The sequence below is a fragment of the Herbaspirillum sp. meg3 genome (assembly GCF_002257565.1).
Taxonomy (GTDB): domain Bacteria; phylum Pseudomonadota; class Gammaproteobacteria; order Burkholderiales; family Burkholderiaceae_D; genus Herbaspirillum.
This window is the reverse complement of sequence record NZ_CP022736.1, coordinates 885,855-910,574: the sequence shown is the minus strand read 5'-3', so window position 1 is coordinate 910,574 and position 24,720 is coordinate 885,855. Positions and strand designations below refer to the sequence as shown.

The following is a 24,720-nucleotide window of genomic DNA, read 5'->3' as shown; positions in this document are numbered from 1 at the left end:
CGGACTGGTTCACGATGAAATCTCCTTCTTGAAATTGGCGGTCGCGGCCGCGCTATCCGTTGCACGATCAGGTTTGCGAAAGAACGGCACGCGCTTACGCCAAAGCTTCCAGGCTTGCCAGTGAATTTTTGCGACGATGCCGAAGGTCAGCAGCGGCTGCGTCAGCAAGGCACGCAAAGCCGTGCGCGCAGTCAGCGCCTGTAAGCGGCCCCCGACGGTGGTATGCATCAAGACACCGTCTTTCTCCACTTTTGTATTTCCGGATGCAGGTGCATCGTGATAGTCGATGCCGACCAGCGTCGTCAGATTCGTGTCGCGAAACCGAAAACGGTAGCTGCCCCTGACCTCGCAAAACGGGGAGACATGCATGGCCTTGGCGCATACAAGACGGGAATCGGCAGTGATTTCCTTGCCGCTGTGTTCAGCCAATAAATACCGATGCGTTTCGCCGAAGGTATTGTTGACCTCGGCCATCACCGCCCGCAGCGCACCGCTGCTGTCATGGCAATACCAGAAGCTCACCGGATTGAACACGAACCCGAACAGGCGTGGAAATGTTTGTAACCAGATCTCGCCGTCGTGCGGTAAATCGGCAGCCTTGAGTTGCGCCCGCATCCAGCTGTCCAGGTCACTGCCATCACGCGGACCATAGTCGCGCGTACGCAACGACATCAGACGAAATCGATTTACACCGAACCAGAAATTACCGGTTTCACGCAGGCGTGCCAGATTCAAGCGAAGACAAAACACCGGGTACACAAAGCGATGATGCACGGGACGCACGCGTTCATGCATGACCTGACCCCGGATCAGATACGCCGGCATGTTCACGTCGTCACCTTGGCCCATGCAGGAGCGACATTGAAATCAGCGGCCACGCGCAAAGCCGACTTCAGGCCGTCTTCATGAAATCCATAACCGGTCCATGCACCGGCAAACCAGATACCGCGCTTACCTTGCATATCCTTAAGCATTTGCTGGGCAGAGATCGCCGCTTGGTCAAATACCGGATGTTCGTAGTCGAACTCCGCGATCACGCTCCCTGCAGCCGGCGGTGTAGTGGGGTTGAGCGTCACCATCACATCTGTGCGGCATGGCAGCGCCTGCAATTGATTGAGCCAGTAGCTCACGCATACGGAACGCTGGCCGCCGGCTGAGACGCCACCCAGATAATTCCAGGAAGACCATACCTTGCGTTGACGCGGCATCAACTGAAGGTCTGTATGCAAGTAGGCGGTATTGGCCTGATAGCGCGCGGCGCTGAGCAAGCGTCGCTCTTCAAAGGTCGCATCGGCCAGCATGCGCAAGGTTTGTGGGGCGTGCGTAGCGAAGACGACGGCGTCATATTCCTCTTCACCTTTCTCCGTGCGCACGCAGAGTGTTTTACCGCGCTTGAATACCTGTTGAACGCAGCTATGAAGACGAACCTCGGGCAAGGTGAGGAGAATCTTCTTCACGTACTCGCGCGCGCCGCCTTGCACCGTTCGCCACTTGGGGCGATTGGCGATTTGCAGCAGACCGTGATTGAGGCAAAACCGCAGAAAAGTACTTGCCGGAAATTGCAGGATGTCAGCGGGAGAACTCGACCAGATCGCCGCAGCCATGGGTAACAGATAGGCATCGCGAAACATGGCGCCATAACCGCCGACAGCCAGCAACTTTCCCAATGTCATCGGCGTCGCAAGACTAGCCTTCAGATTGCTCTGCGCCGCTCGATTGAACCGCAAGATATCTTTCAGCATGCCTAAAAAGGAAGGCGACATCAATCGCCCGCGCTGCGCGAAGACGGTATCCAGATTCGTGCCGGCCCATTCAAATCGGCCATCGTCGATGGACACGCCAAACGACATGTCCGTCGCGTAGCTGGCAACGGCAAGTTCGTCCAGCAAGGCGATCAGGTTGGGATACGTTGCTTCATTGAACACCAGGAATCCGGTGTCGACCGGAAAGGTTTTGCCTTCGAGCGTGATATCCACCGTGTTGGTGTGCCCGCCCGCGTAGGAGCCCGCTTCGAACAGGACAACGTCGTGTGCTCGCGCAAGAAAATAGGCGCTGGCCAGGCCTGAGATGCCCGCTCCGATTACCGCTATTTTTTGCCGTTGTTGCGTCATTGTCTGCCATCCCAGGGTAAGCGCTGTCCGCGCATAAGTGCATCTGTTGTCTCTGCGGTTGATTCTTTTTTTGGCTTCACAGTCGGTCAGTTATTGCTTTGCGTTGCTCTGCATTGCTCTGAGTTACTGCCGGGTTGCTATCGATTTGCCATCAATTTTCTGTCGATTTTGCCGCTTCGGTGCTAAGATTACTACCAATATAAAATAAAATCTACTAATTAGTAACGAAAGCTACCAATGAGTATCTTTGGCAAACTAAGCTTCAAGGACCAGGCCTTCAAGCTGCGCGAGAATGCAATCCTGGATGCTGCGACCTCCGTGCTGGGCAGCAAGGGTTATGACTTGATGACGATGGACGATGTCGCGGGGGCGGTCGGTATTTCCAAGCCGAGCCTGTACAAACATTTCAAATCGAAGGAAGAGTTGGTCGGCGAGGCATTGATCCGCCTGATTGATGGCGCCGTCGACTATCTGGCACAACTCGATGAGAATTTGACGCCCAAGGGAAAACTGATGACCTTGCTGGAATGGGCCTTGCGTGTGCGCCTGGATGGAGGCCTGCCTTTCCTGCCGTCAACCAGCGCACATGTGCGCGAGATGCTGATGCGCAATCTCAAGTACGTCACGCGTGTACTCAAGCTCAACGGCCAGATTGAGAAGCTGGTACTGGCCGCACAAAAGAACGGTGAACTCAACAACTCTCTGCCGAGCGATGTCATCCTGTTCAGCTACTATGCGCGCACCTGCGACCCGGCGGTAGAGTATTTGCAGCAGTTCAGCAAGATGAAGAGCGACGATATCGTGCGCCACATGCTGCAGGTCTCATTTGATGGCTTTGCGCCTGCGGCATGAGCCTGTCTGAACGCGATGGGCTCCGCTCGCTGATACGCACTGGCTCCACTCAACAATGAATAACGCATGCAGGCAGGCAACCCTGCATGCGCCGCAACATCCGACGTCAAATACGTGCCTGTGCTCATCAATCGGTGTGTGACACCCCTCTCATACAGCAACGAAGTCGTCCCATGAGACACAATCTGATCTCGCACTAAAGGGCATACCAGCCACTCCTGCTCACTTTCCGTCAAATTTATCCCGTCAAATTTCTTGACGAGTGCATATGCACATGATAAGGTTCAATCCATGGACACTATTCCAAAACTTGTGGATTGCAATTTATTCGCGACCAAACAAGCTGCGCGGTTTGTCACGCAGCTCTATGAGCGTCATCTGGCGGCAGTCAATGTCACCAGCTCGCAAGTGACGATTTTTGCAGTGATTGACAATCTGCCCGGCATCACCATGACGGAGCTGGCGAAAGCGGTTGTGATGGAGAGAACCAGCCTTGTCCGCGCCATCCAGCCCTTGAACCGGGACGGATATGTGCTTCAGAAGTCGGAGCCTGGATCCAAGAAGATCACCTTGTATTTATCGAAGTCCGGCACACAGAAGTATCGCGATGCGCTCCCACACTGGGATGCAGCGCAGAAGGAATATGAATCCATGGTCGGCGAAGAACGCGCCAGGATGTTGCGGCACGAGCTGATGGCGATTACACAGCGCTGATTTTTAGAGAGTTTATTTTTTCGTAGCGAGGCTCATTCCTCGCTATTTTTAAAACCCAAATAGTGCATATGCACAATATGTTTTAACTATATTTTAACGAGGGGGTTATCATGGGCTTGAACAAGAAATACCTGAGAGTCGCACTGTCCGGTGCTGCTCTTGCCGCACTGACAGCACTGACGGCGTGCAGCAAGCCGGCACCGACGCCATCCGTCACACCGAAGGTCGCATCCTTTACCGTCCGAACCGCAGAGCACGATTCTGCCAGCTACACCGGCGTGGTACATGCGCGTACGGAAAGCAATCTGGGTTTCCGGGTGCCGGGCAAGATCGTGGAAAGACTGGTCGATCCCGGTCAGAACGTAAAACGCGGGCAGCCGCTGTTCAAGCTCGATGCCATCGACTACACCCTGGCGCAAAATGCCGCACGCGCCGCCGTGATCGCTGCCGAGGCACGCGATGTTCAGGCGCGCGCGGACGAAGTTCGCCTGCGCAATCTGCTGAGCTCGGGCGCGGTCTCCAAACAAGCCTACGAACAAAGCAAGGCACTTGCCGACTCTTCCAAAGCACAACTCGACGCAGAACGCGCCCGCGCCAATCAGGTTGAACATCAAGCCGACTACTCCATGCTGCGCGCCGATGCCGACGGCGTCGTCATGGACGTGCTTGCCGATGCCGGACAAGTCGTCAATGCCGGACAAACCATTGTGCGACTCGCGCAAAAAGGCGCTCGCGAAGCCGTGGTGAGCATTCCTGAAAATGCGCTGAATCAGGCGCGCCGCCAGGCCACGGCCAATCTCTATACCGACGACAGCGAAAAATTCTCGGCCAAATTGCGCGAACTGTCTGCCATGGCCGACCCGCTGACCCGCACTTATCAGGCGCGCTATGTCTTGTCCGGCAAGGGCGAGCAGGCACCGCTCGGGGCAACGGTCACCGTCAGACTCACCGGCGATGCGGCCTCCTCACAAACACAGGTTCCCGTAGGCGCCTTAATCGACAAGGGACATGGCGCCAGCGTCTGGATGATCGAAAAACAAAGCCAGACCGTCAGGCTCGTCCCCGTCACGGTCTCTCAGTTGGGTGAAGAGTTCGCAACGATCAGTGCAGGCTTGAAAGCCGGCGATGTCATCGTCGCTTACGGCGTGCATCTGCTCAAGGCCGGCGACAAGGTTTCTCTCGTATCTGCTACCGAAGCCGGCGGTGCATCATGAGCGGCTTTAACCTTTCCGCCTTTGGCGTGAGGGAACGCGCAGTAACGCTGTTCCTGATCATCGCGATTGCGGTGGCCGGTGTCTTTGCCTTTTTCAAACTGGGACGTGCAGAAGATCCCAGCTTCACAGTGAAAATCATGACCGTCACCGCGCTGTGGCCGGGCGCGACAGCAAAGGAAATGCAACAGCAAGTCGGCGATCGCCTGGAAAAGCGCCTGCAGGAACTCGAGTACTACGACCGGGTTGAAACCGCAGCCCGCCCCGGGCTGATCACGATGAAGCTGTTCTTCAAGGACTCCACTCCACCTGAACTCGTGCCGGAACAGTTCTATCAGGTCCGCAAGAAGCTGGGAGACGAAGTCATCAATCTTCCACGCGGCGTCATCGGCCCGGTCATCAATGATGAATACGCTGACGTTTACTTCAGCCTGCTGGCACTCAACGCACCGGGCCTGCCGCACCGAACACTGGTCGCCGAAGCAGAAAACCTGCGCCAACGCTTGCTGCATGTCAACGGTGTACAGAAGATCAACATTCTCGGCGAACAACAGCAAAAAATCTTCGTTGAAATCTCCCACCAACGCCTGGCGACATTGGGCGTAAAGGCGCAGACAATTTTCGACGCGCTGAATCGTCAGAACGACGTCACGCCATCGGGCTTCATCGAAACCGCCGGTCCACGTGTCTACCTGCGACTGGATGGCGCCATCGACAACATCGACGTCGTCAAGGCGATCCCGATCGCCGCCGGCGGCCGCAGCTTCAAGCTGGGCGACATCGCCGATATCAAGCGCGGCTACGAGGATCCTAAATCCTTCCTGATCCGCACCCAAGGCGAGCCCTCGTTGATGCTGGCGGTCGTCATGAAAAAAGGCTTCAACGGTCTGACACTGGGCAAGTCGCTGGCAGCAGAACGGGAAAACATCCAAAAGTCGCTACCGCTGGGCATGGCGCTGACCAAGGTATCGGATCAGGCGGAAGCGATTGAAGCAGCGATCGATGAATTCATGATCAAGTTCGTCATGGCACTGGCTGTGGTGATTGTGGTGAGTCTGCTGACACTGGGTTTTCGCGTCGGTATCGTCGTCGCGGCTGCGGTGCCGCTGACGCTCTCTGCCGTCTTCCTCATCATGATGGCGACCGGCCGCGACTTCGACCGTATTACCCTGGGCGCGCTCATCCTCTCGCTAGGCTTGCTGGTCGATGACGCCATCATTGCGATTGAAATGATGGTGGTGAAGATGGAAGAAGGCATGGACCGCATCTCGGCCGCCACCTTCGCCTGGGGCGCCACCGCCGCGCCCATGGCTTCCGGCACGCTGGTGACCATCATCGGCTTCTTGCCGGTCGGTTTCGCCCGTTCCACCGCGGGTGAATATGCCGGTAACATCTTCTGGGTCGTCGCTTTTTCGCTCATCACTTCGTGGTTCGTGGCGGTACTGTTCATCCCTTATCTCGGCGTCAAGATGCTGCCGAATATCCCAGTGCATGCCGGCGGCCAGGATGCCATCTATTCGACCAAAAACTATCAACGCTTCCGTGCACTGGTGCGCTGGTGCGTCGACCGCAAGTGGATTACCGCGGCCATCACGATCGGCATGTTTGCCTTGTCGATCTTTGGCATGGGCTTTGTGCAGAAGCAGTTCTTCCCCAACTCCGAACGTCCCGAGCTGACCATTGAAGTCAACCTGCCGCCGGGCAGCGCCTTCAGCACCACCGACGCCACCATCAAGACGATCGAAGAGGCATTGCGCAAGGAACCGGAAGCCAAGATCGTCTCGAGCTACATCGGCCAGGGCGCACCGCGCTTCTTCCTCTCGGTCAATCCTGAGTTGCCCAACCCGGCATTCGGCCAGCTGATTGTCCTCACCGACAATTCCAAAGACCGTGACGCCCTCAAGATCAAGGTCAGCAAGATGATCGAGAACGGCAAGTTTGCCAATGCACGCGTACGCGTCAGCCAGTTCCTGTTTGGCCCGCCGGTGCCTTTCCCTGTGCTGTTCCGCGTGGTCGGTCCTGACCTCAACACCGCACGCGACATTGCCTTCAAGGTCAGGGACGTGATGCAAGCCAATCCGAACATGCGCGACGTACATCTGGACTGGGGCGACAGAACGCCGACGATGCGCCTCGATCTGGATCAGGAACGCTTGCGCCAGGTCGGTCTCAATCCGAAGGATGCCGCCTTGCAATTGCAGACCATGCTGAACGGTGCCTCAACAACACAAGTCCGCGAAGGCCTGCGTGTGGTGGACGTCATCGTCCGCGGCGTGAAGCATGACCGCAAGAGCCTGGCTGACATTGGCAACCTGACACTAACTACGCAAGATGGCGTCGCCATTCCGCTGTCGCAAGTCAGCAAGCTGTCGGCCAATGTGGAAGATGCGGTGCTGAAACGCTACAACCGCGAACTCTATATTGCGGTTCAAGGCGATGTGCGTGACGGTGTTCAGCCACCGGATGTCACGCATGCGCTGCTGCCGAAACTTGAGACGCTCAAGGCCGCCTTGCCAGCCGGCTATCACATCGACACCGGCGGTTCGGTGGAAGAAAGCGCCAAGGCCGACGTTGCGCTGGCGGCGATGTTCCCGCTGATGATCATCCTGATGCTGGCCGTGATCATGTTCCAGGTACGTTCCTTCGCGACGATGTGGATGGTGTTCGCTACTGCGCCACTGGGTCTGGTCGGCGCAGTGCCGACGCTGCTGATCTTTAACCAGCCGTTCGGCTTCAACGCCATCCTCGGCCTGATCGGTCTGGCCGGCATCCTGATCCGCAACACGCTGATCCTTGTTGATCAGATTCGCAGCGATCTGCAATCCGGACTGACGCCGTATCAAGCTGTCATTGAGTCGACCGTGCGACGTGCACGCCCGGTCATCCTGACGGCAGTGGCGGCAATGCTGGCGTTCATTCCACTGACCCACTCTGCTTTCTGGGGCCCGCTCGCTTACGTACTCATCGGCGGCGTCGGTGTCGGTACCGTGCTCACGCTGCTGTTCCTGCCGGCGCTGTATGCCATCTGGTTCAAGGTGAAGCGTCCGACGACGCCTGCGGCACCAGCAGCGTCGGTTGCGATCAGCCACTCTCCTATCTGAGGAAAAGAAAATGAAAACGACTTTCTCATCCCTGCGGACACTGGCCGGCATCTCCGTGATCAGCGCATTGTTGTCCGCTTGTTCTCTGGCACCATCTTATGAGCAGCCGGCACTGCCGGTTGCCGCGCACTGGAATGCGGGCGGCAATGCCGATGAACAAGCCAATGCGCCACGTGCGGCATCCATTTCCTGGAACGACTTCTTTCAGGATCCACAGCTGAAATCGCTGATCGCGACCGCACTGGACAACAACCGCGACCTGCGCATGGCCACGCTCAACATCGAACGTGCGCGGGCGATGTACAACATCCAGACGGCCGATCAAGTGCCCAACATCGCGGCCGTCGGCAACGGTTCGCGCCAACGCCTGCCGGCAGATGTCAATCCGACCGGCAAGACCGGTATCAACACCAGCTACTTCGCCGGTGTCGGCATGGCCGCCTTTGAAATCGATCTGTTCGGCCGCGTCAGAAACCTGAGCGAAGCTGCGCTGCAACGCTATCTCGCCACCGAGCAGGCACAGCGCAGCGCTCAGATCAGCCTGATTGCCGCGGTCGCCATCACCTACGAAACACTGGTGGCGGACCAGCGCCTGTTGCACCTTACCGAACAGACGCTGGCCAGCCGTGCAGACTCCTATGACCGCCAGAAGAAGCTGTATGCCGAAGGCGCCAGCTCCGAATACGATCTCAGGCAATCGGAGTCTCTTTTTGAAGCGGCCAGGGCAGCGCGTGCGCAGCAAGAGCGACGTAAAGCGCAGGATGAAAATGCGTTGACGGTACTGGTGGGCCAACCGCTGCCGTCCGGCATCGGTGCATCGGGCTCGACCTCCGGTGTGCGCAGCTTGCCGGATCTGCCAACAGGGCTGCCGTCGGAACTCATTACCGGCCGACCGGACATTCTCCAGCAGGAAGCCATCCTGCGCGCTCAGAACGCCAACATCGGCGCGGCGCGGGCGGCTTTCTTCCCACGTATTTCGCTGACGGGAAACTTTGGATCTGCAAGCAACGAGCTGTCGGGACTCTTCGATTCCGGTTCGCGCTCGTGGGCATTCATCCCGCAAATTTCCATTCCGATCTTTGAAGGCGGGAGAAATGTCGCCAATCTGAAAGTCGCGGAAACCGACAAGAAGATCGCCATCGCCCAGTACGACAAAACGGTGCAAGTTGCTTTCCGTGAAGTTGCCGATGCGCTGGCCGGGCGCACCACGCTGGCGGAAGAAGTCAGTTCCGTGAAGGCACAGGAAAACGCCGAGACCGCCCGCTACGGCTTTGCCAAGAGCCGCTACGAAGCGGGTTATTCCAGCTATCTGGAATATCTGGATGCGCAGCGCTCCTTGTTCTCTGTGCAGCAGCAATCCATCCAGGTGCAACTCGCCGAGCTGCAAAACCGGATCACGCTCTACAAGGTACTTGGTGGCGGCTGGAAAGCACCGACGCCTTGATACCGGTTCTCCGGCATTTGCATCGCAACTAAACAGAAGGTGAGGCCCGTCATGGAATACGAAATAAGTTTTGCCGGCGTCGGCCTCATTTTTCTCGACATGCTCATGCTATGGGCATGCTGGATGATCCGAAAGCATCTGGCGCTGATGGAATATGAAGAAGAGAAAAGTGAGCAAGAAGACGTCCGCTATCTTCAGCGGCTTCTCTTGCTCATCGGCGACCGGGCGGACAGAGACGACGGTGAGTTACAGGTGATTGATGAACATCCGTGATACCGACACGTGCTGACTCTGAGCGGAGATCAGTCCCACAATTAAATCAAACACCGCTGAACCAGTTGTAGCCCTGATCTTCCCAATATCCACCCGGATTTTGATTGGTCACGTAGATGGCCACGACGTGCTTGGGATTCTTGAATCCGAGCTTGGTCGGTACGCGCACCTTGAGCGGAAAACCGTAGGACGTCGGCAGCGGTTCCTTGCGAAAGTCCAGCGCCAGAATCGTCTGAGGATGCAGTGCCGTCGGCATGTCCAGGCTGGAGTAATAACGGTCTGCACATTTGAAACCGACGTACTTCGCGGACGTGTCAGCACCGACGGCTTGAAGGAATTGTTTCAAAGGGACACCCGACCATTGCCCGATTGCGCTCCAGCCTTCAATACAAATGTGCCTGGTAATCTGCTCGGCCTGAGGCAATGCGCGCAAGCGTTCGATTGTCCACGGCTGCTTGTCTCGCACCAAACCCGACACTTCAAGACGCCAATCGCTGACATCGATGTCCGGTGCATTGACCTCATCATAAAAGGCGTTGAAAGGAAATGGGTTGGTGATCTGGCTCGCCGCATAGCTTGGCGCAAGCTTGTCTCCTCGGAACAGAAGAGCCTGCACCCGGTCGTTCCAACGTGACATGGACCACAGTACTTTATCGACGCTGTCATTGTCTTGCAGATCGCAACCGGCAAGCATCGACAACGCTCCTAGCGATAGTGCCGAGCGCAACACAAGTCGCCGCTCGACGTTGACCAGCGCAGTGCGGTGATCTGCCAGCTTGATTTTCTCCGGCTTGCGGACAGGTGTTTCGTCTTGCTCACTCATGATGCACTCTCTTTCGCATTTCCCCGCCCTGTCACCATGGGCAATAAAGTTTTCGGGACGATGGCGACCAACAACAGATGCACCACGACAAACGCAGCGATGCCGGCCATGGCGGCGAAATGTACCTTGCGCGAGAAATCAAACCCGCCGAACAAGTCGCTTAGCCAGTCCAACTGCACCGGCTTCCAGATCGACAATCCGGACAGCACAACGATGACACCGAGGAACATCACACCCCAGTACAACAGTTTTTGCACGGCGTTATAGATGCCTGGCTGATGAGGCAACCGAAAACGTAAGGCTTGAGACGCATCAGACACCACATCGCGCGCACGCAAGGGCAAGAAATGCCGGCGAAAATGGCCGCTGGCCACGCCATAAATCAGATAGAAAAAGCCATTGACCACCACCAGCCACATTGCTGCGAAATGCCATGCAATAGCGCCGCCCAACCATCCGCCCAACGTCGCCCAGACAGGAAATCTGAAACCAAAAATCGGCGAAGCGTTGTAAATGGCCCAGCCGCTCATCAGCATGACGCCGATGGCCAAAGCATTGATCCAATGGGCAATGCGAACAGCCAGCGGATGGAGAAGAATCTTCTTGGGCATTGGCGAACCTTTTTACATCGGCGGCGTGATGCCGTTCTTGCCCACGCTGACCGAGACGGCCGTCAGGCTTTCATCCGGATTCTTGCGGGCGCGCAGCACGATCTTGGCACCTGCGACCAGCATGGAGCGCTCGCCGGCTTCAATATTGACGATAGGTACGTCTTCGGGAACGATGATCTTCTTTTCGCCACCCTTGTATTTCAGAGTGAGCGTACGGCCGTTGCTGGCGACCATATCGCCGACGGTACCGTTGGTCATGGTGCTGTTGGGCGCGAGGTCAAAAGGCCGGTGGCCGTCGCCGGTACCGGCCATGGCAGGAGGGAACACATGCACTTCAAGCGCCTTCTGCGAGCCATCGGGTTGCGGAATCGCGGCCGTGCCGATATAGCTGCCAGGTTTGATGTCCTCGATCTTCGCGATGGAGATTGCGGCTACCCGCGTGTCTTTGTCGAGCGCAACGGACTGCTCCGCGCCACGATTGCTTTTGACGACCAGCTTGTCGCCGCTGACGGAGACGATGGCGCCACGGATACCGATCAAAGCCGGCGCCTTTGGCGTCTGCGCGAGGACAGCAGAGCCGATGAAGCCACTTGCGAGAATGGCCGAGACAACGGTGTTACGAATAAGCTTCTGAATGGGAGCGTTCATGGATTCGATACCGGACAGTGGGGAGAGGATCATTCTGCGCAGAGGGAGAAGACATCTGCATGACATTTAAATGACAAAATTGTCAGTTTCGATTTTTTAACACGCGCTGCGTTACGCCTCACCGGCCACGATATTTCGGCACTCTATGCTCCTTTTCCGCCGTCAAGGCTTCTTTAAAGTCCTCGGTTGCGTACAAAGCAGCCCGCTGCAACGGTAATTGCGCAAAGGCTTTTTGCTCACTTTCATCGATCGCCAGATGCGCCGATGCGAGTGTATTCTTGATAGACAGCGGTGCACATGCTGCGATCTTGCTTGCCATTTTGACAGCAAGTTGCAATGCTGCTTCCGGGCTCGGAGCAAGCTCTTGCACCGTTCCCATGCCCTGCGCCTCATGAGCAGTCCACCCGTCACCCGTCAGCAGATAGCGCATCGCCTGAGCCCAACCCGCTTCACGAACGAAACGGATCGTGGCTCCACCGGCCGGCATACGCGCATGGACGTTTTCCGTCTGCGCAAAGTGAGTTCCTTCTGCCGCGATCCGGATATCGCAAGCAAGAAAAAGTTCATGGCCAACATTCCATGTATTCCCATGAGCGACGACGACGACCGGCTTGCTCAGTCGCGGCCGGGTTCTGCCCCAGGGCTCAATCGTGCCGGACTTAGCTGACTGATCGGCTCCTTTCCCCATTTCGGCGGCGAAGGCTTCAACATCTATGCCTTGACAGAAGTGATCGCCGTGTCCGAATAACACGGCTACCCGTAACGATGCATCATGTTCAAACTGGAAATACGCTTTCGACAGCAAAGCGTAGACAGATGGATCAATTCTGTTCTGCTGCGTTGGACGGTTTAAGCCCAACAGTACAATTTCACCACGGCGCTCAATCGTCAGGAGAGCATGCGGGTCATTCGCAGTATCCATCAGCCGGATTCCGAGAACCGATTCCTGAGACACAGGATCGGCGGCGCGTACAGATTTCGAAAATGTGGAGAGCGCGGCACTGACGCCTATAGCGGCGCCCGCCTGAAACAACTGACGACGATTGATTGAACGCATAGGATGCCCGCTCATTCTGCGAGGGCAGTCACACGTTCGATTGCTCGGATCACGGCCGGTCTCGCCATCATTTGCTCATACCAACGTGCGATATTGGGCGTATCTGTGAACTCCACATTTGCGAATTCGCGACGCCACATCCAGCCAAAATGGGCGATATCCGCAATTGTGTATTCGTCTCCGGCAACATACGAAGAGCTTCCCAGAACGCCATCCAACACGCCCATCGTGCGTGCCGCCTCGTTGCGAAAACGCGCAATCGCAAAAGGAACCGCTTCGGGAGCCTGGCGCTGAAAGTATCCCGCTTGCCCAAAGGAGGGACCAATGCCGGTACCGTGAAAGAGAATCTGCTCAAACACGCGATAACGTCCTGCACCATGCGCAGGTAAAAGCTTGCCGCTTTTTTCCGCAAGATAAATCAGGATTGCGCCAGATTCTGTCAGAACGAATGTTCTTCCATCCGGACCTTCGGAGTCCACAAGTACCGGCACCTTTGAATTTGGATTCAGTGCGAGAAATACCTCTGTTTTTTGTTCGCCCTTTCGGACGTTCACAGATTTCAGTTCATAGGGCAGACCCAGCTCTTCAAGGGCGATGGGGATGCGCACACTGTTGGGTGTTGCAAATGCATAAACTTCCAGCATGATGATTTCCTGATGGTAGAAAAACCGAATTGCGTTTAGTGCGATTGGCGCGTCTATTGCAAATTCGTTGATGAATAAGAAGACGGAACACAAGCAGGGCTGCAATGTCGCCGACGATGAACAAGCCGTCATCTTGGCGAAAAATGTTCAGATTAAGAAGATAGCTGGAAGTGATAGTGATAATTCCTGATCGGAATAACCGCTCGAATGATTTGTCCTATGCGATATCCATCCCCACTACGGCATCGCAATGGTCCGCGATCGCTTCGTCAACTGACACGATGCGGCGAATGGTCGTTGCTGGGAACTTCTGCGTTTTATCCTGCAAATTGGGTGGTGATAATTTTCCCGTTCGAAACCAGCTCTTCAACAAAGGCAGCAAAGACTCTGGCCTTTGCGGTTGCACGTCTTCCGGTAGGAAAAATCGACCAGAGATCCAATGGCACCAATTCCCAGTCTTGAAGAACAGGCACAACGACGCCCTCTTTTAACTCCGCCGCAAATAGCCATTCTGAAGTCACGGACAATCCGATGTCTGCCAGCACGGCAGCACGAACACCTTCTCCTGCAGTGACTCTTACACGGCCTTGCGCCGTGACGGATGTTTCGGTTGTTCCCTGTTTGAAGTTCCATACCGATGTCAACGCCGGTTGCACCAACACAATGGCCTGATGCGTGACAAGATCGGCAGGCGTCAGTGGAATTCCCGCCCGGCTGAAATACGCCGGGGTGCCGAGTACCAATCGTTTGCACTGACCGATCTTGCGCGCAGTCAATGTGGAGTCACTGAGTGGCCCCATCCGCAGCGCGATGTCGATGCCTTCCTCGACCAGGTCGACGGCACGGTCATCCATGACCACTTCGATGTCCAACTCCGGATGCTGCGCGAGAAAAGCAGGCAAATGCGGGATGATATGCAGCCTCGCAAACGATACGGTTGCACACACTCTCAACCGGCCAGAGAGCGCAGTACCTGTGCCACGCGCAACCAGTTCAGCCTCGTTGGCATCTTCCACGACGCGCTTGGCCCGCTCATAAAAATTCTGTCCGGCCAATGTCGGCGTCAGTCCCCGATTCGAACGCAAAAGCAAATGCACGCCGAGTCGCTCTTCCAGTTGCGCGATGATTTTTGAAACCGCAGGCTGACCAATACGCAACTGACGGGCCGCACCAGAAAAAGTGCCGGTTTCTATCACCCGTACAAATACTTCCATGGCAACAAGTCGTCCCATAACTTTCTCTTCGTAGCGAGGGAAATTCCGATATCGACATTATCCGACACCGATTCTGCATCATGCCATTCCATTTTGGAATAGTCAGTATGCATTTTTCTTGTCTACCGCAGATCATGTCTCGCCATTACCTTGTTTGAGCCACGACGCGTTCGGCGTCGGCACTTACTCTCTCACTTAAAGGTAATCACATGTCTAAACCACTCGAAAACAAACTTGCACTGGTAACAGGATCCTCTCGCGGTATTGGTGCGGCGACAGCCATTCGTCTGGCTGCCGATGGCGCTTCCGTCATCGTGAACTATGCGGCCAGCCCTGATCGCGCCAAAGCCGTCGTCGATGAAATCAAAAAGGTCGGCGGCCGGGCCGAAGCTGTCGGCGCTGACCTGAGCTCGCCTGAAGGTGTCAAAACGCTCAACGCAGCGATCGACAAAGTCTTTGGTGGCGAATTCGGTGGTCGTATCGATATCCTGGTCAACAATGCGGGTGTGGTGGAGTTTGGCCCGTTTCTGGAATCGTCTGACGAATCCTACGATAAGCATTTCAACCTGAATGTACGCTCCCCGATCGAACTGACCAAACTGATTGCCAAGCGCATGGTGAAAGCCAGTTCGGGTCGCATCGTCAACATTAGTTCTGCATTTGGCGAGGCCGCACCTTTGGCCGGCGTAACCATGTACATCGCAACGAAATTTGCGCTGCACGGCTTCACTCGAGGTCTGTCACGTGAACTCGGCAGTACAGGCGTTACGGTCAATGGCGTGCAGCCAGGCCCCATCAACACGGAACTAAGCCCTGAAGATGCACCTGGTGCTGATGTGATGAAGAAGCTGACCAGCGTTGGACGTTTTGGCAAACCAGAAGAAATTGCAGCAGCCATTGCCTTCCTGGTTCGCCCTGATTCTTCGTTTATCAACGGTGAAAATCTGACCGTCGACGGCGGCTGGAACGCGTAAGTTCGTCTGTTCTGCCACGGCGCCGTATACCCCAGGGAATACGGCGCCTTCTCTTTGGATAAATGACATGCGCGCTTGTCGGCTTGCCAGATGGTTAGCTTGTTATACAGCGCCCAGGAATTTTTTCGCTCTTCTGATTGATCATGACGAACCACAATATGAATACGGACACCACGATGGTGGCTTTGATCGCGATTGCGCATAAATCGCGGCTTGCCATTTTTCAGGTGCTAGTAGCAGCAGGGACAAGCGGACTTTCCGCTGGTGATATCTCCGATCAGTTGAAGATTGCGCCGTCCAGCCTTTCATTTCATCTTAAAGAAATGTCACGGGCATGCCTGATCTCTCCTCGTCGGGAGGGAACCTCTATTTATTATTCGGCAGTGTCTGAAACGATGGGTCAAGTGATCGATTTTCTGGTTAAAAACTGTCTACTGGGATTGAAAGAGTTTCCAGCCTGGTAGAAAATTTCGCCCCCCAAAATGGCATGTCCGGCAACGATAATCGCAATGAGATTGGTATCGGAGCATTGACGGCAAGCACTCGACTCCAGCACTTGCCGTCGATGGAGCTACGCAATGAATCCCAGAATGACAAACGCAAACACCAATGTTGCGCCTGATCCAGTGACAAAGGCCAAGGTTCTGGCAGCAGGAATTCCCGCGGCATAGACACAGTAGTGCACCAACCTTGCGAACAAATAGAGTTTGGCCGCGAAAACGGTCGATGGCGTACTTATCCCCATAGCCGCTGCGATCAACACCAAGGGCGCGAAGACGGCAAGATTCTCGATTGCGTTGGCGTGTGCGCGCTGTGCCCGTTGCGCCCAGGCGGGATCCGGCGGATGCGATGGATCGGGATTGGCCAATGACAGACGCAGGCCTCTGGTCAGGATTCTTGCGACCGTATAAGGCATCCACATCACGGCCGTCATGAGAGATATTAATGTCAGATAGTAGAGTTCGGAGGTAAGTTTCATCGGTAATCGCCCAGGTGAATTGAATGCTTGGCCGATGTCTCGACACGGCTGCATTGCTGCGCAGTGTAGACGCCGCATCTGCAGCACGCTATAGTCGCAAACGACATTAATAGAGGCATTTGTGACATGAAACTATCTGTTCTCGTACTTGATGGCGTGTTTGATACGGGTCTCACCGTTTTGCTGGATACATTTTCGACGGCGAACGAACTGGCTGCGACCCAAACTTCTGCCCCACCTCCTTTTGAAGTCAAACTTGTTGGTGTACGCAAGCGCATCCGCACCGCGCAGGGATTCTCTATTGAGGTCGAATCAGCCGATACAGTGCATCGATCTGATTGGGTGATCGTGCCGGCGCTGAATGCCAAACAACCGGAACTGTTGACAGAAGCGCTGGCGAGACGTGACGTGCGCAAGGCGATTACGCGTCTACAGACCTGGCACGGGGAAGGCATCGGTATGGCGGCGGCATGCGTTGGGACGTTCTTACTTGCCGAGGCCGGTGTTCTCAATCATGGCGAAGCAACGACCACCTGGTCCCTGGCACCTTTTTTCCGTCAACGCTATCCGGCCGTCAAGCTGGACGATTCCCACATGATTGTCACGTCGCACGGGGTAGTGACAGCCGGTGCTGCCATGGGCCATCTCGACCTTGCACTTTGGCTACTGAAGCAAACCAGTCCGGAGCTGGCGACGCTGGTTGCACGATTCATGTTGATCGATACGCGTGCATCGCAAGCGCACTACATCATCCCGGACTATCTCGCGCATGCAGATCCGTTGATTGAACGATTCGAACGCTGGGCTCGCGATAATCTTCCAAAGGGATTCTCTTTAAAGGGTGCGTCGGAGGCATTGTCAGTTGGCACACGAACGCTGCAGCGTCGCACCGAGGCAGTGCTTGGCAAATCTCCACTGACCTTTTTTCAAGACCTGCGAATCGAACGCGCACAACAGCTGGTCTCCGTCGGCGTCGGCATAGAGAAAATTGCGAGCGAGGTAGGCTATGCGGACACTGCGACACTTCGAACCTTGCTACGTCGCAGGCTAGGTCGTGGAGTGCGCGAACTTCGCGCTGAAATTCGTTGACTTTGTGAGCCCAGGATGGGCTGGCGGCAAAAAAAAACGTTCCAATCGGCATACTGGCGACAATAAAAAAGCCCCAAGCGACAAGCACTTGGGGCCATTTTTTTACAGAATTGGAGCAGGTATCGATTAGAACGGAATATCGTCATCCATATCCGAGAAGTTGGGCGCCGGGCGCGCTGCCGCCGGGGCGCGTGCTGCACCGCCTCCGCCGCCACCGCTGCTTTGACGTGCCGGTGCACCACCACCGCCACCGCCGTAGCTGCCGCCGCCGTCATCCATCGACGCGCCGCCACCCATGCCTTGACGGCTGCCGAGCATTTGCATGGTGTCTGCGATGATTTCAGTTGTGTACTTTTCAACGCCGTCTTTGTCAGTCCATTTGCGTGTTTGCAGACGGCCTTCAACGTAGACTTGCGAACCCTTCTTCAGGTATTGACCGGCGATTTCTGCCAGCTTGCGATAGAAGGTGATGCGGTGCCATTCGGTGAGTTCTTTCTTCTCACCGCTGTTCTTGTCTTTCCAGCTCTCGGTCGTAGCGACGGCGACGTTGGTGACGGCTTCGCCATTGGGCATGTAACGCGTTTCCGGGTCACGTCCGAGGTTGCCGACGATGATGACTTTATTGACCGATGCCATTGTTTCTCCTGGATTTCACTAAATAATTTCACTAAATACTAAGCAGTTGCACTCGCCGGCTGCATTCCACGGCGCGGCAGATTTTTCATGTTAGACGCGATTATAAGCCAGGTCAGGGTCGCCACCGCACACATGACGAACACCGACGAGGCGCCTACGTTTTGCTTCAACCATCCACCCAGAGCACCGCCACAGAACAAGCCCAGCGCTTGCAGCGTGTTATAGACACCCAATGCCGTGCCTTTGGCAGCGGCCGGTGCGATACGCGACACCAGCGACGGTTGGCAGGCTTCCAGGATGTTGAAGGCGATAAAAAACGCGAACAACAGGAACACCAGAACACCCCAGTGCGCGGCAAAATGCGACAGCGTTGCCCACATGCCGATCTGAACGATCAATAGCAGCGAAATGGCGGCCACAAAAACCTGCTTCATCATGCCGCGCTTCTCTCCGATGAATACCGGTGGCAGCATGAAGACAAAGGACGCCAGGACTACCGGCAGGTAAATCTTCCAATGCTCGGCGACCGGCAGGCCTGCGTATTGCACCAGCGCAGCGGGCAACACCACAAACATCGCCATCTGCGTCATATGCAGCGCAAACACGCCGAAGTTCAGCCGCATCAGTTCGGCATGGCGCAGCACTTCGCCGAATGGCACTCTTTTGGCCTTGACCATGGGCGCATCCGGCACCACGAACAAGACCACGCCGATTGCCACCAATGCCAGTATGCCGGTGAGCGAAAAAATGCCGCCCATGCCGATCAGCTTGTACAGCACCGGTGAGGCCACCAGCGATACCGCGAACGTCAAACCGATCGAGGCGCCCACCATGGCCATGGCCTTGGTGCGATGCTCTTCCCGTGTCGAGTCGGCGATGAACGCCGTGACCGCGGCAGAAATGGCGCCCGCGCCCTGAATCGCACGGCCCGCAATCACCCAGGCGATGTCGTTGGCTCCTGCCGCGACAAAAGAACCAAGTGCAAACAAAATCAGTCCGATAACAATGACGCGCTTGCGTCCGTATTTGTCGGAGGCAATACCGAACGGAATCTGGCCAAACGATTGCGCCAATCCGTATATCCCCATGGCCAGGCCGACCAGCGCCGCGTTTTCACCGCCGGACAAACCTTTTGCGTGTACGGCAAATACCGGCAGGATCAGAAACAAGCCCAGCATGCGCAAAGCGAAGATCGACGCCAGCGACGCACTGGCGCGGACTTCAGCGCCGGACATGCCGGCTTTCTGGATGGATTCGGAAGCGGTGGAGTTCATGAGTTTGAGATGACGGCTGGGCAAGCAGGCGAAGCAAGGATGTCAGCTTGCTTTGGCAAATATCCAAACCCGATATGGTATCAGCAATCAAACTCCCGACCGCGTTTTAAGTCATATCTTCAGAGCAACTATTCACGCAAGATAAGACTGTTTTCGGCACTTTTATAGACATTTTGATTTGTAACAATATGTATCAAAGATGCCGTTTATGTAACAATATCGGGTTAATCCGCCGGTGTGATTCCGTTTTTACTCGCTTTTCCATTTATGCTTTCGCCAGTTCGCGCCCCCTATCAACAGCCTTATCAGACAAGACTGGCGTCACGCACCGCCTGGTCCGCTTGGTCCGCTTGGTCACTACTGGCTCTGATCGCCTGCATTTACTTGCTTCCCGGCATTGTCGGTCACGGCCCCTGGAAACAGGACGAGGGATACAGCTTTGGCGTGATTCACCATATGCTGATGACGGGCGAGTACCTCGTCCCGACCAATGCCGGTCAGCCGTTCATGGAAAAGCCGCCGCTGTATTACTGGACGGCAGTCATCTTCGCCAAAGCACTCTATCCGTGGCTGAACTATGCCGACGGCGCGCGCATGACCAGCGTGTTTTACATGCTGATCACGTTTTACTTCGTAGCCTTGATCGCCAAAACCGTGTGGCGCGAAGACAATTTCTTCAATTTGCGCGTACTCGGCACCCTGACGCTGTTTGCGGGAACAGCAGGCATGGTCAAGCACGCACACGATATGTTTACCGACGTATCGCTGGTATGCGGCGGCGTGATTGCCATGTATGGCCTGCTGAAAATTGCTCTCAACGAACAGACGCGTACGCCCCGGCTGTCTGCAGCGCTCTGGTTCGGTCTGGGTGTCGGCATTGCGGAAATGTCCAAGGGACTGTTTGTACCAATCATCTACGCCGCCTCGGCGTTCTGGGTCGCCATCCTCATACGCGAATGCCGCTCATGGTCGTATCTGCGCATGGTCGGCCTGGCCGTGCTGGTGGCGCTGCCTTTTTTCCTGATCTGGCCGGCGTTGCTGGCGCATCACTCGATGCCGCTGTTCATGGAATGGTTCTGGGACAACAATGTCGGCCGCTTCTTTGGCTTCTCCGTACGCAAGCTGGGATCGGACAACGATTCGACGGTGATTTTCCGGGCGTTATCCGGCTTCGCCATGCCAGGTACGCCACTGGCCATCCTGGCGCTGCTCGGCGGCGACTGGCGTCTTGTCCGGCAGCCACGCATTGCCATTCCCGTGATCTTTTGCGCCATCTGCATCGTGATCCTGCAAGCTTCTGCGACCGCTCGCCAACTGTATCTGCTGCCGCTGGTGTTGCCGCTTTGCCTGCTGGGTTCGGGTGTCGTCGAGCGCCTGCCGTTCTGGATATCCCTGACCTGGGACTGGTTCTCACGCCTGTTCTTCGGCATCGTGACGGGCTTTCTATGGGCCATCTACCTGATTTCCATCGGGCCGCCGGAATATCACTACCACCTCACCTATCTCGGCAAATGGCTGCCATTGGCCTACATAACGCCGATGCAACCCTTCGCCCTGGCCGGCGCCATCGTCATCACGCTGACCTGGCTGGCCTGTCTGCCAAAGATCCGCCATTGCGGAAAGTGGCGCGGCGCGTTCAGCTGGTTTGCGGGCATCACGATGATGTGGGGCATCGCTTTCACGCTCATCCTGCCGTGGGGCGACTACGCCAAGAGTTATGAATATGTCTATGAAGACCTGCAAGCCGAGCTGACACCGGCGTGGCGTCAGGGCGATTGCATGGCAAGCATCAGCTTGGGTGAGACAGAGGCGCCGATGCTGCTCTATTACACCGGGATTCTGCATCAACCGGTCGACAAGACCCGAAAGACCGATTGCCGCTGGGTCATCGTCCAGCATCCGTTCGGCACAGGCACACCGGAAGGCGAATGGAAGCAGTTCTGGAAAGGCTCGCGCGATGGTGATGAGCAAACCTTCACTGTCTATGAGCGTCAATTGCCTGCAACGGCAGTGGCAACCGTGCCATCCGCCGCAACAAAGTAGTCTTGCCGCTCACGCGCTGCATAGGGCGGGATCTCTTCCAGCCTGACGACATCAGCCGCAAATGGTGAGTCCTGATATAGTAATAGGTTGATCCTCCATTCCATGTTCATATGAACCTGGAATGGAAAACTTACGCTGAAGGCATCCATGGAAGAAATTCGCATTCGCGGCGCACGCACGCACAATCTGAAGAACATCAGCCTCGACTTACCACGCAACAAACTGATCGTGATCACCGGCCTCTCGGGATCGGGAAAATCGTCGCTGGCATTCGATACGCTGTACGCAGAAGGCCAGCGACGCTATGTCGAGTCGCTCTCTTCCTATGCGCGTCAGTTCTTGCAGTTGATGGAGAAACCTGATGTCGACATGATCGAAGGCTTGTCGCCGGCGATCTCGATCGAGCAGAAGGCGACCTCGCACAATCCGCGCTCGACCGTCGGCACCGTCACCGAAATCCACGACTACCTGCGTCTGCTGTACGCACGCGTCGGTACGCCTTACTGCCCCGACCATCCGGAAAACCCGCTGGCGGCGCAATCGGTGTCGCAAATGGTGGACGCCGTACTGGCCATGCCGGAAGACACCAAACTCATGATCCTGGCCCCGGTCGTGGCCAACCGCAAGGGCGAGCACGTCGATCTGTTCGAACAGATGCAGGCGCATGGCTTCGTGCGCTTTCGTATCCAGAGCGGCACGGGTACCGCCAAGGTCTATGAAATCGACGACCTGCCCAAACTGAAGAAGACCGAGAAGCACACCATCGACGTCGTCATTGACCGCGTCAAGGTCAAGGACGAGATCAAGCAACGTCTGGCGGAAAGTTTCGAAACCGCACTGCGCATCGCCGAAGGCCGCGCCATTGCGCTGGAGATGGATACCGGCAAGGAACATCTGTACTCCAACAAATTCGCCTGCCCGGTCTGCGGCTATTCGCTGCAAGAACTGGAGCCGCGCCTGTTCTCGTTCAACAATCCGATGGGCGCCTGCCCGGAATGCGACGGTCTGGGCCATATCGAATTCTTCGATCCAAAGCGCATCGTCGCCTTCCCCAATCTGTCGCTGGCCAGCGGCGCTATCAAGGGCTGGGATCGCCGTAATCAGTTCTACTTCCAGATGCTGTCGAATCTGGCGGCGTTCTATGAGTTCGACATCGATATTCCGTTTGAACAGTTACCCGAAAAAGCGCAGCAAGTGATCTTGTACGGTTCAGGCCGTCAGACCGTGCCGTTCACTTACGTGAACGAGCGCGGCCGTACCGTGATCAAGGAACATACCTTCGAAGGCGTGGTCGTCAACCTGCAACGCCGTTATCGCGAAACCGATTCGATGGCGGTCAAGGAAGAGCTGGCCAAGTTCATCAATGAAAAGGAATGCCCATCCTGCCAGGGTGCGCGTCTGCGCGTGGAAGCACGCTTCGTCAAGATCGGCACCGGCCGTCAGCAACGCGCGATTTATGAAGTCGCCGCCACGCCACTGCGCGAAACCTTGTCCTTCTTCGAGAACCTGAAGCTGACCGGCGCCAAGAAAGAAATCGCCGACCGCATCATCAAGGAAATCATCTCGCGCCTGACCTTCCTCAACAACGTCGGCCTGGATTATCTGTCGCTGGAACGCAGCGCTGATACGCTGTCCGGTGGCGAAGCGCAGCGCATCCGCCTGGCATCGCAAATCGGCTCCGGTCTGACCGGCGTGATGTACGTGCTCGACGAACCGTCGATCGGCCTGCATCAACGCGACAACGACCGCCTGATCGGCACGCTCAAGCATCTGCGTGACATCGGCAACAGCGTACTGGTGGTGGAGCATGATGAAGATGCGATCCGTACCGCCGACTACGTGGTCGACATGGGCCTGGGCGCAGGTGTGCACGGTGGCGATATCATCGCTCAGGGCACGCTGGAAGACATCCTCAAGAGCAAGAAATCGCTGACCGCAAAATACCTTAACGGTTCACTGGAAATCAGCGTACCGAAGAAGCGCACGCCGTCCGATCCTGAGCGTCAGCTGACCATCACCGGCGCCACCGGCAACAACCTGAAGAACGTCAGCTTCGACCTGCCGGTCGGCTTGCTGACCTGCGTGACCGGCGTATCCGGTTCGGGCAAGTCGACGCTGGTCAACGACACCTTGTATCTGGCCGCATCGCGCCATCTGTATGGTTCGCAAACCGAGCCGGCCGAGCATGAATCGATCAGCGGCCTGGAACATTTCGACAAAGTCATTTCGGTCGACCAGGCGCCGATCGGTCGTACGCCGCGCTCCAACCCTGCGACCTACACCGGCCTGTTCACACCGATCCGCGACTTGTTCGCGACCGTGCCTGCCGCCAAGGAACGCGGCTACAGCGCCGGACGCTTCTCCTTCAACGTCAAGGGCGGCCGCTGCGAATCCTGTCAGGGCGATGGCGTGATCAAGGTAGAGATGCACTTCTTGCCGGACGTCTACGTACCGTGCGACGTCTGCCACGGCAAGCGCTACAACCGCGAGACGCTGGAAGTGCAGTACAAGGGCAAAAACATCACCGAGATCCTCGAGATGACGGTGGAAGACGCGCATACCTTCTTCCTGCCGGTGCCACTGATCGCGCGCAAACTGCAAACCCTGCTCGACGTCGGCCTCGGCTACATCAAGCTGGGCCAGAGCGCGACCACGCTGTCGGGCGGCGAGGCGCAGCGCGTCAAGTTGTCGCTGGAACTCTCCAAGCGCGACACCGGGCGTACACTGTATATCCTGGATGAGCCGACTACCGGTTTGCATTTCCATGATATCGACCTGCTGCTGAAGGTGATCCATCGTCTGCGTGACCAGGGCAATACGCTGGCCATCATCGAACACAATCTCGACGTCATCAAGACCGCCGACTGGGTCATTGATCTCGGCCCTGAAGGCGGTGCAGGCGGCGGCAAAATCATCGCGACCGGTACGCCGGAAGAGGTGGCCAAGAATCCGGAGAGCATCACCGGACACTACCTGGCGCCGTTGCTGAAAAAGAAAAAATAGAACGAATTAGAAATTAGGA

The 24,720-nt window shown here is 56.3% G+C and carries 22 protein-coding genes; 11 read left to right on the top strand and 11 right to left on the bottom strand.

The window, feature by feature from the left end; translation table 11 throughout:
• Nucleotides 1–9: 9 nt before the first annotated feature.
• Both hmeg3_RS04180 and hmeg3_RS04175 read right to left on the bottom strand, forming a co-directional pair.
• Entirely contained in the window at nucleotides 10–849 is an 840-nt protein-coding gene (locus tag hmeg3_RS04180) for a DUF1365 domain-containing protein (RefSeq protein WP_094562616.1), read from the bottom strand.
• Nucleotides 828–2,111 (bottom strand): NAD(P)/FAD-dependent oxidoreductase, encoded by a 1,284-nt coding sequence (locus tag hmeg3_RS04175; RefSeq protein ID WP_094562615.1) that lies wholly within the window; start codon nucleotides 2,109–2,111, stop codon nucleotides 828–830. The genes hmeg3_RS04180 and hmeg3_RS04175 overlap by 22 nt, the downstream gene beginning before the upstream one ends.
• 237 nt (nucleotides 2,112–2,348) lie before the next feature.
• Here hmeg3_RS04175 and hmeg3_RS04170 point away from each other — a divergent pair, with 237 nt between their 5' ends.
• From hmeg3_RS04170 to hmeg3_RS04145, 6 genes are all read left to right on the top strand, one after another.
• Nucleotides 2,349–2,963, top strand: a complete 615-nt coding sequence (locus hmeg3_RS04170; protein WP_094562614.1) for a TetR/AcrR family transcriptional regulator — start codon at nucleotides 2,349–2,351, stop codon at nucleotides 2,961–2,963.
• A gap of 291 nt (nucleotides 2,964–3,254) precedes the next feature.
• On the top strand, nucleotides 3,255–3,677 hold the full coding sequence (locus tag hmeg3_RS04165; protein ID WP_094562613.1) for a MarR family winged helix-turn-helix transcriptional regulator: 423 nt from the start codon (nucleotides 3,255–3,257) through the stop codon (nucleotides 3,675–3,677).
• Nucleotides 3,678–3,787: 110 nt separating this feature from the next.
• The gene (locus tag hmeg3_RS04160) at nucleotides 3,788–4,891 is read left to right on the top strand and encodes an efflux RND transporter periplasmic adaptor subunit (protein ID WP_094562612.1); all 1,104 of its coding nucleotides are present in this window, start codon (nucleotides 3,788–3,790) and stop codon (nucleotides 4,889–4,891) included.
• Nucleotides 4,888–7,989, top strand: coding sequence for an efflux RND transporter permease subunit (locus tag hmeg3_RS04155; RefSeq protein WP_094562611.1), 3,102 nt, complete (start codon nucleotides 4,888–4,890; stop codon nucleotides 7,987–7,989). Before hmeg3_RS04160 ends, hmeg3_RS04155 begins: the two co-directional genes overlap by 4 nt.
• Nucleotides 7,990–7,999: 10 nt before the next feature.
• Entirely contained in the window at nucleotides 8,000–9,433 is a 1,434-nt protein-coding gene (locus tag hmeg3_RS04150; RefSeq protein ID WP_094562610.1) for an efflux transporter outer membrane subunit, read from the top strand.
• A gap of 51 nt (nucleotides 9,434–9,484) precedes the next feature.
• Nucleotides 9,485–9,706, top strand: a complete 222-nt coding sequence (locus hmeg3_RS04145) for a hypothetical protein (protein ID WP_094562609.1) — start codon at nucleotides 9,485–9,487, stop codon at nucleotides 9,704–9,706.
• Nucleotides 9,707–9,752: 46 nt separating this feature from the next.
• On the opposite strand, the gene hmeg3_RS04140 is transcribed toward hmeg3_RS04145, so the two are convergent.
• The 6 genes from hmeg3_RS04140 to hmeg3_RS04115 all read right to left on the bottom strand — a co-directional run bounded on the left by hmeg3_RS04140 (nucleotide 9,753) and on the right by hmeg3_RS04115 (nucleotide 14,721).
• Nucleotides 9,753–10,529, bottom strand: coding sequence for a molybdopterin-dependent oxidoreductase (locus hmeg3_RS04140; RefSeq protein ID WP_094562608.1), 777 nt, complete (start codon nucleotides 10,527–10,529; stop codon nucleotides 9,753–9,755).
• Entirely contained in the window at nucleotides 10,526–11,140 is a 615-nt protein-coding gene (locus tag hmeg3_RS04135) for a cytochrome b/b6 domain-containing protein (RefSeq protein ID WP_094562607.1), read from the bottom strand. Before hmeg3_RS04135 ends, hmeg3_RS04140 begins: the two co-directional genes overlap by 4 nt.
• Before the next feature lie 12 nt (nucleotides 11,141–11,152).
• Complete coding sequence (locus hmeg3_RS04130) at nucleotides 11,153–11,788, bottom strand: hypothetical protein (RefSeq protein ID WP_094566128.1); 636 nt, start codon at nucleotides 11,786–11,788, stop codon at nucleotides 11,153–11,155.
• Between the two features lie 118 nt (nucleotides 11,789–11,906).
• A complete protein-coding gene (locus tag hmeg3_RS04125) occupies nucleotides 11,907–12,845 on the bottom strand; it encodes a crotonase/enoyl-CoA hydratase family protein (protein ID WP_094566127.1) in 939 nt (312 codons plus the stop codon).
• An 11-nt stretch (nucleotides 12,846–12,856) separates the two neighbouring features.
• Entirely contained in the window at nucleotides 12,857–13,489 is a 633-nt protein-coding gene (locus hmeg3_RS04120; protein ID WP_094562606.1) for a glutathione S-transferase family protein, read from the bottom strand.
• A gap of 317 nt (nucleotides 13,490–13,806) precedes the next feature.
• Nucleotides 13,807–14,721: a LysR family transcriptional regulator gene (locus hmeg3_RS04115; protein ID WP_094562605.1), complete on the bottom strand. Its 915-nt coding sequence runs from the start codon at nucleotides 14,719–14,721 to the stop codon at nucleotides 13,807–13,809.
• A 191-nt stretch (nucleotides 14,722–14,912) separates the two neighbouring features.
• Between hmeg3_RS04115 and hmeg3_RS04110 the strand changes: the two genes are divergently transcribed.
• The gene (locus hmeg3_RS04110) at nucleotides 14,913–15,677 is read left to right on the top strand and encodes an SDR family NAD(P)-dependent oxidoreductase (RefSeq protein ID WP_094562604.1); all 765 of its coding nucleotides are present in this window, start codon (nucleotides 14,913–14,915) and stop codon (nucleotides 15,675–15,677) included.
• A gap of 143 nt (nucleotides 15,678–15,820) precedes the next feature.
• Entirely contained in the window at nucleotides 15,821–16,141 is a 321-nt protein-coding gene (locus hmeg3_RS04105) for a helix-turn-helix transcriptional regulator (RefSeq protein ID WP_232511863.1), read from the top strand.
• A gap of 107 nt (nucleotides 16,142–16,248) precedes the next feature.
• On the opposite strand, the gene hmeg3_RS04100 is transcribed toward hmeg3_RS04105, so the two are convergent.
• Nucleotides 16,249–16,656, bottom strand: coding sequence for an MAPEG family protein (locus tag hmeg3_RS04100; RefSeq protein ID WP_094562603.1), 408 nt, complete (start codon nucleotides 16,654–16,656; stop codon nucleotides 16,249–16,251).
• Between the two features lie 126 nt (nucleotides 16,657–16,782).
• On the opposite strand from hmeg3_RS04100, the gene hmeg3_RS04095 reads away from it, so the two are divergent.
• The gene (locus hmeg3_RS04095; RefSeq protein WP_094562602.1) at nucleotides 16,783–17,745 is read left to right on the top strand and encodes a GlxA family transcriptional regulator; all 963 of its coding nucleotides are present in this window, start codon (nucleotides 16,783–16,785) and stop codon (nucleotides 17,743–17,745) included.
• A gap of 126 nt (nucleotides 17,746–17,871) precedes the next feature.
• On the opposite strand, the gene ssb is transcribed toward hmeg3_RS04095, so the two are convergent.
• Together ssb and hmeg3_RS04085 are read right to left on the bottom strand one after the other, a co-directional pair.
• On the bottom strand, nucleotides 17,872–18,381 hold the full coding sequence (gene ssb, locus hmeg3_RS04090; RefSeq protein WP_094562601.1) for a single-stranded DNA-binding protein: 510 nt from the start codon (nucleotides 18,379–18,381) through the stop codon (nucleotides 17,872–17,874).
• Nucleotides 18,382–18,419: 38 nt separating this feature from the next.
• Nucleotides 18,420–19,616, bottom strand: a complete 1,197-nt coding sequence (locus hmeg3_RS04085) for an MFS transporter (RefSeq protein ID WP_094566125.1) — start codon at nucleotides 19,614–19,616, stop codon at nucleotides 18,420–18,422.
• Nucleotides 19,617–19,922: 306 nt separating this feature from the next.
• Between hmeg3_RS04085 and hmeg3_RS04080 the strand changes: the two genes are divergently transcribed.
• Both hmeg3_RS04080 and uvrA read left to right on the top strand, forming a co-directional pair.
• On the top strand, nucleotides 19,923–21,698 hold the full coding sequence (locus hmeg3_RS04080; RefSeq protein ID WP_094562600.1) for a glycosyltransferase family 39 protein: 1,776 nt from the start codon (nucleotides 19,923–19,925) through the stop codon (nucleotides 21,696–21,698).
• Nucleotides 21,699–21,845: 147 nt separating this feature from the next.
• The gene (uvrA, locus tag hmeg3_RS04075; protein WP_094562599.1) at nucleotides 21,846–24,701 is read left to right on the top strand and encodes an excinuclease ABC subunit UvrA; all 2,856 of its coding nucleotides are present in this window, start codon (nucleotides 21,846–21,848) and stop codon (nucleotides 24,699–24,701) included.
• The last annotated feature ends 19 nt before the right edge of the window (nucleotides 24,702–24,720 follow it).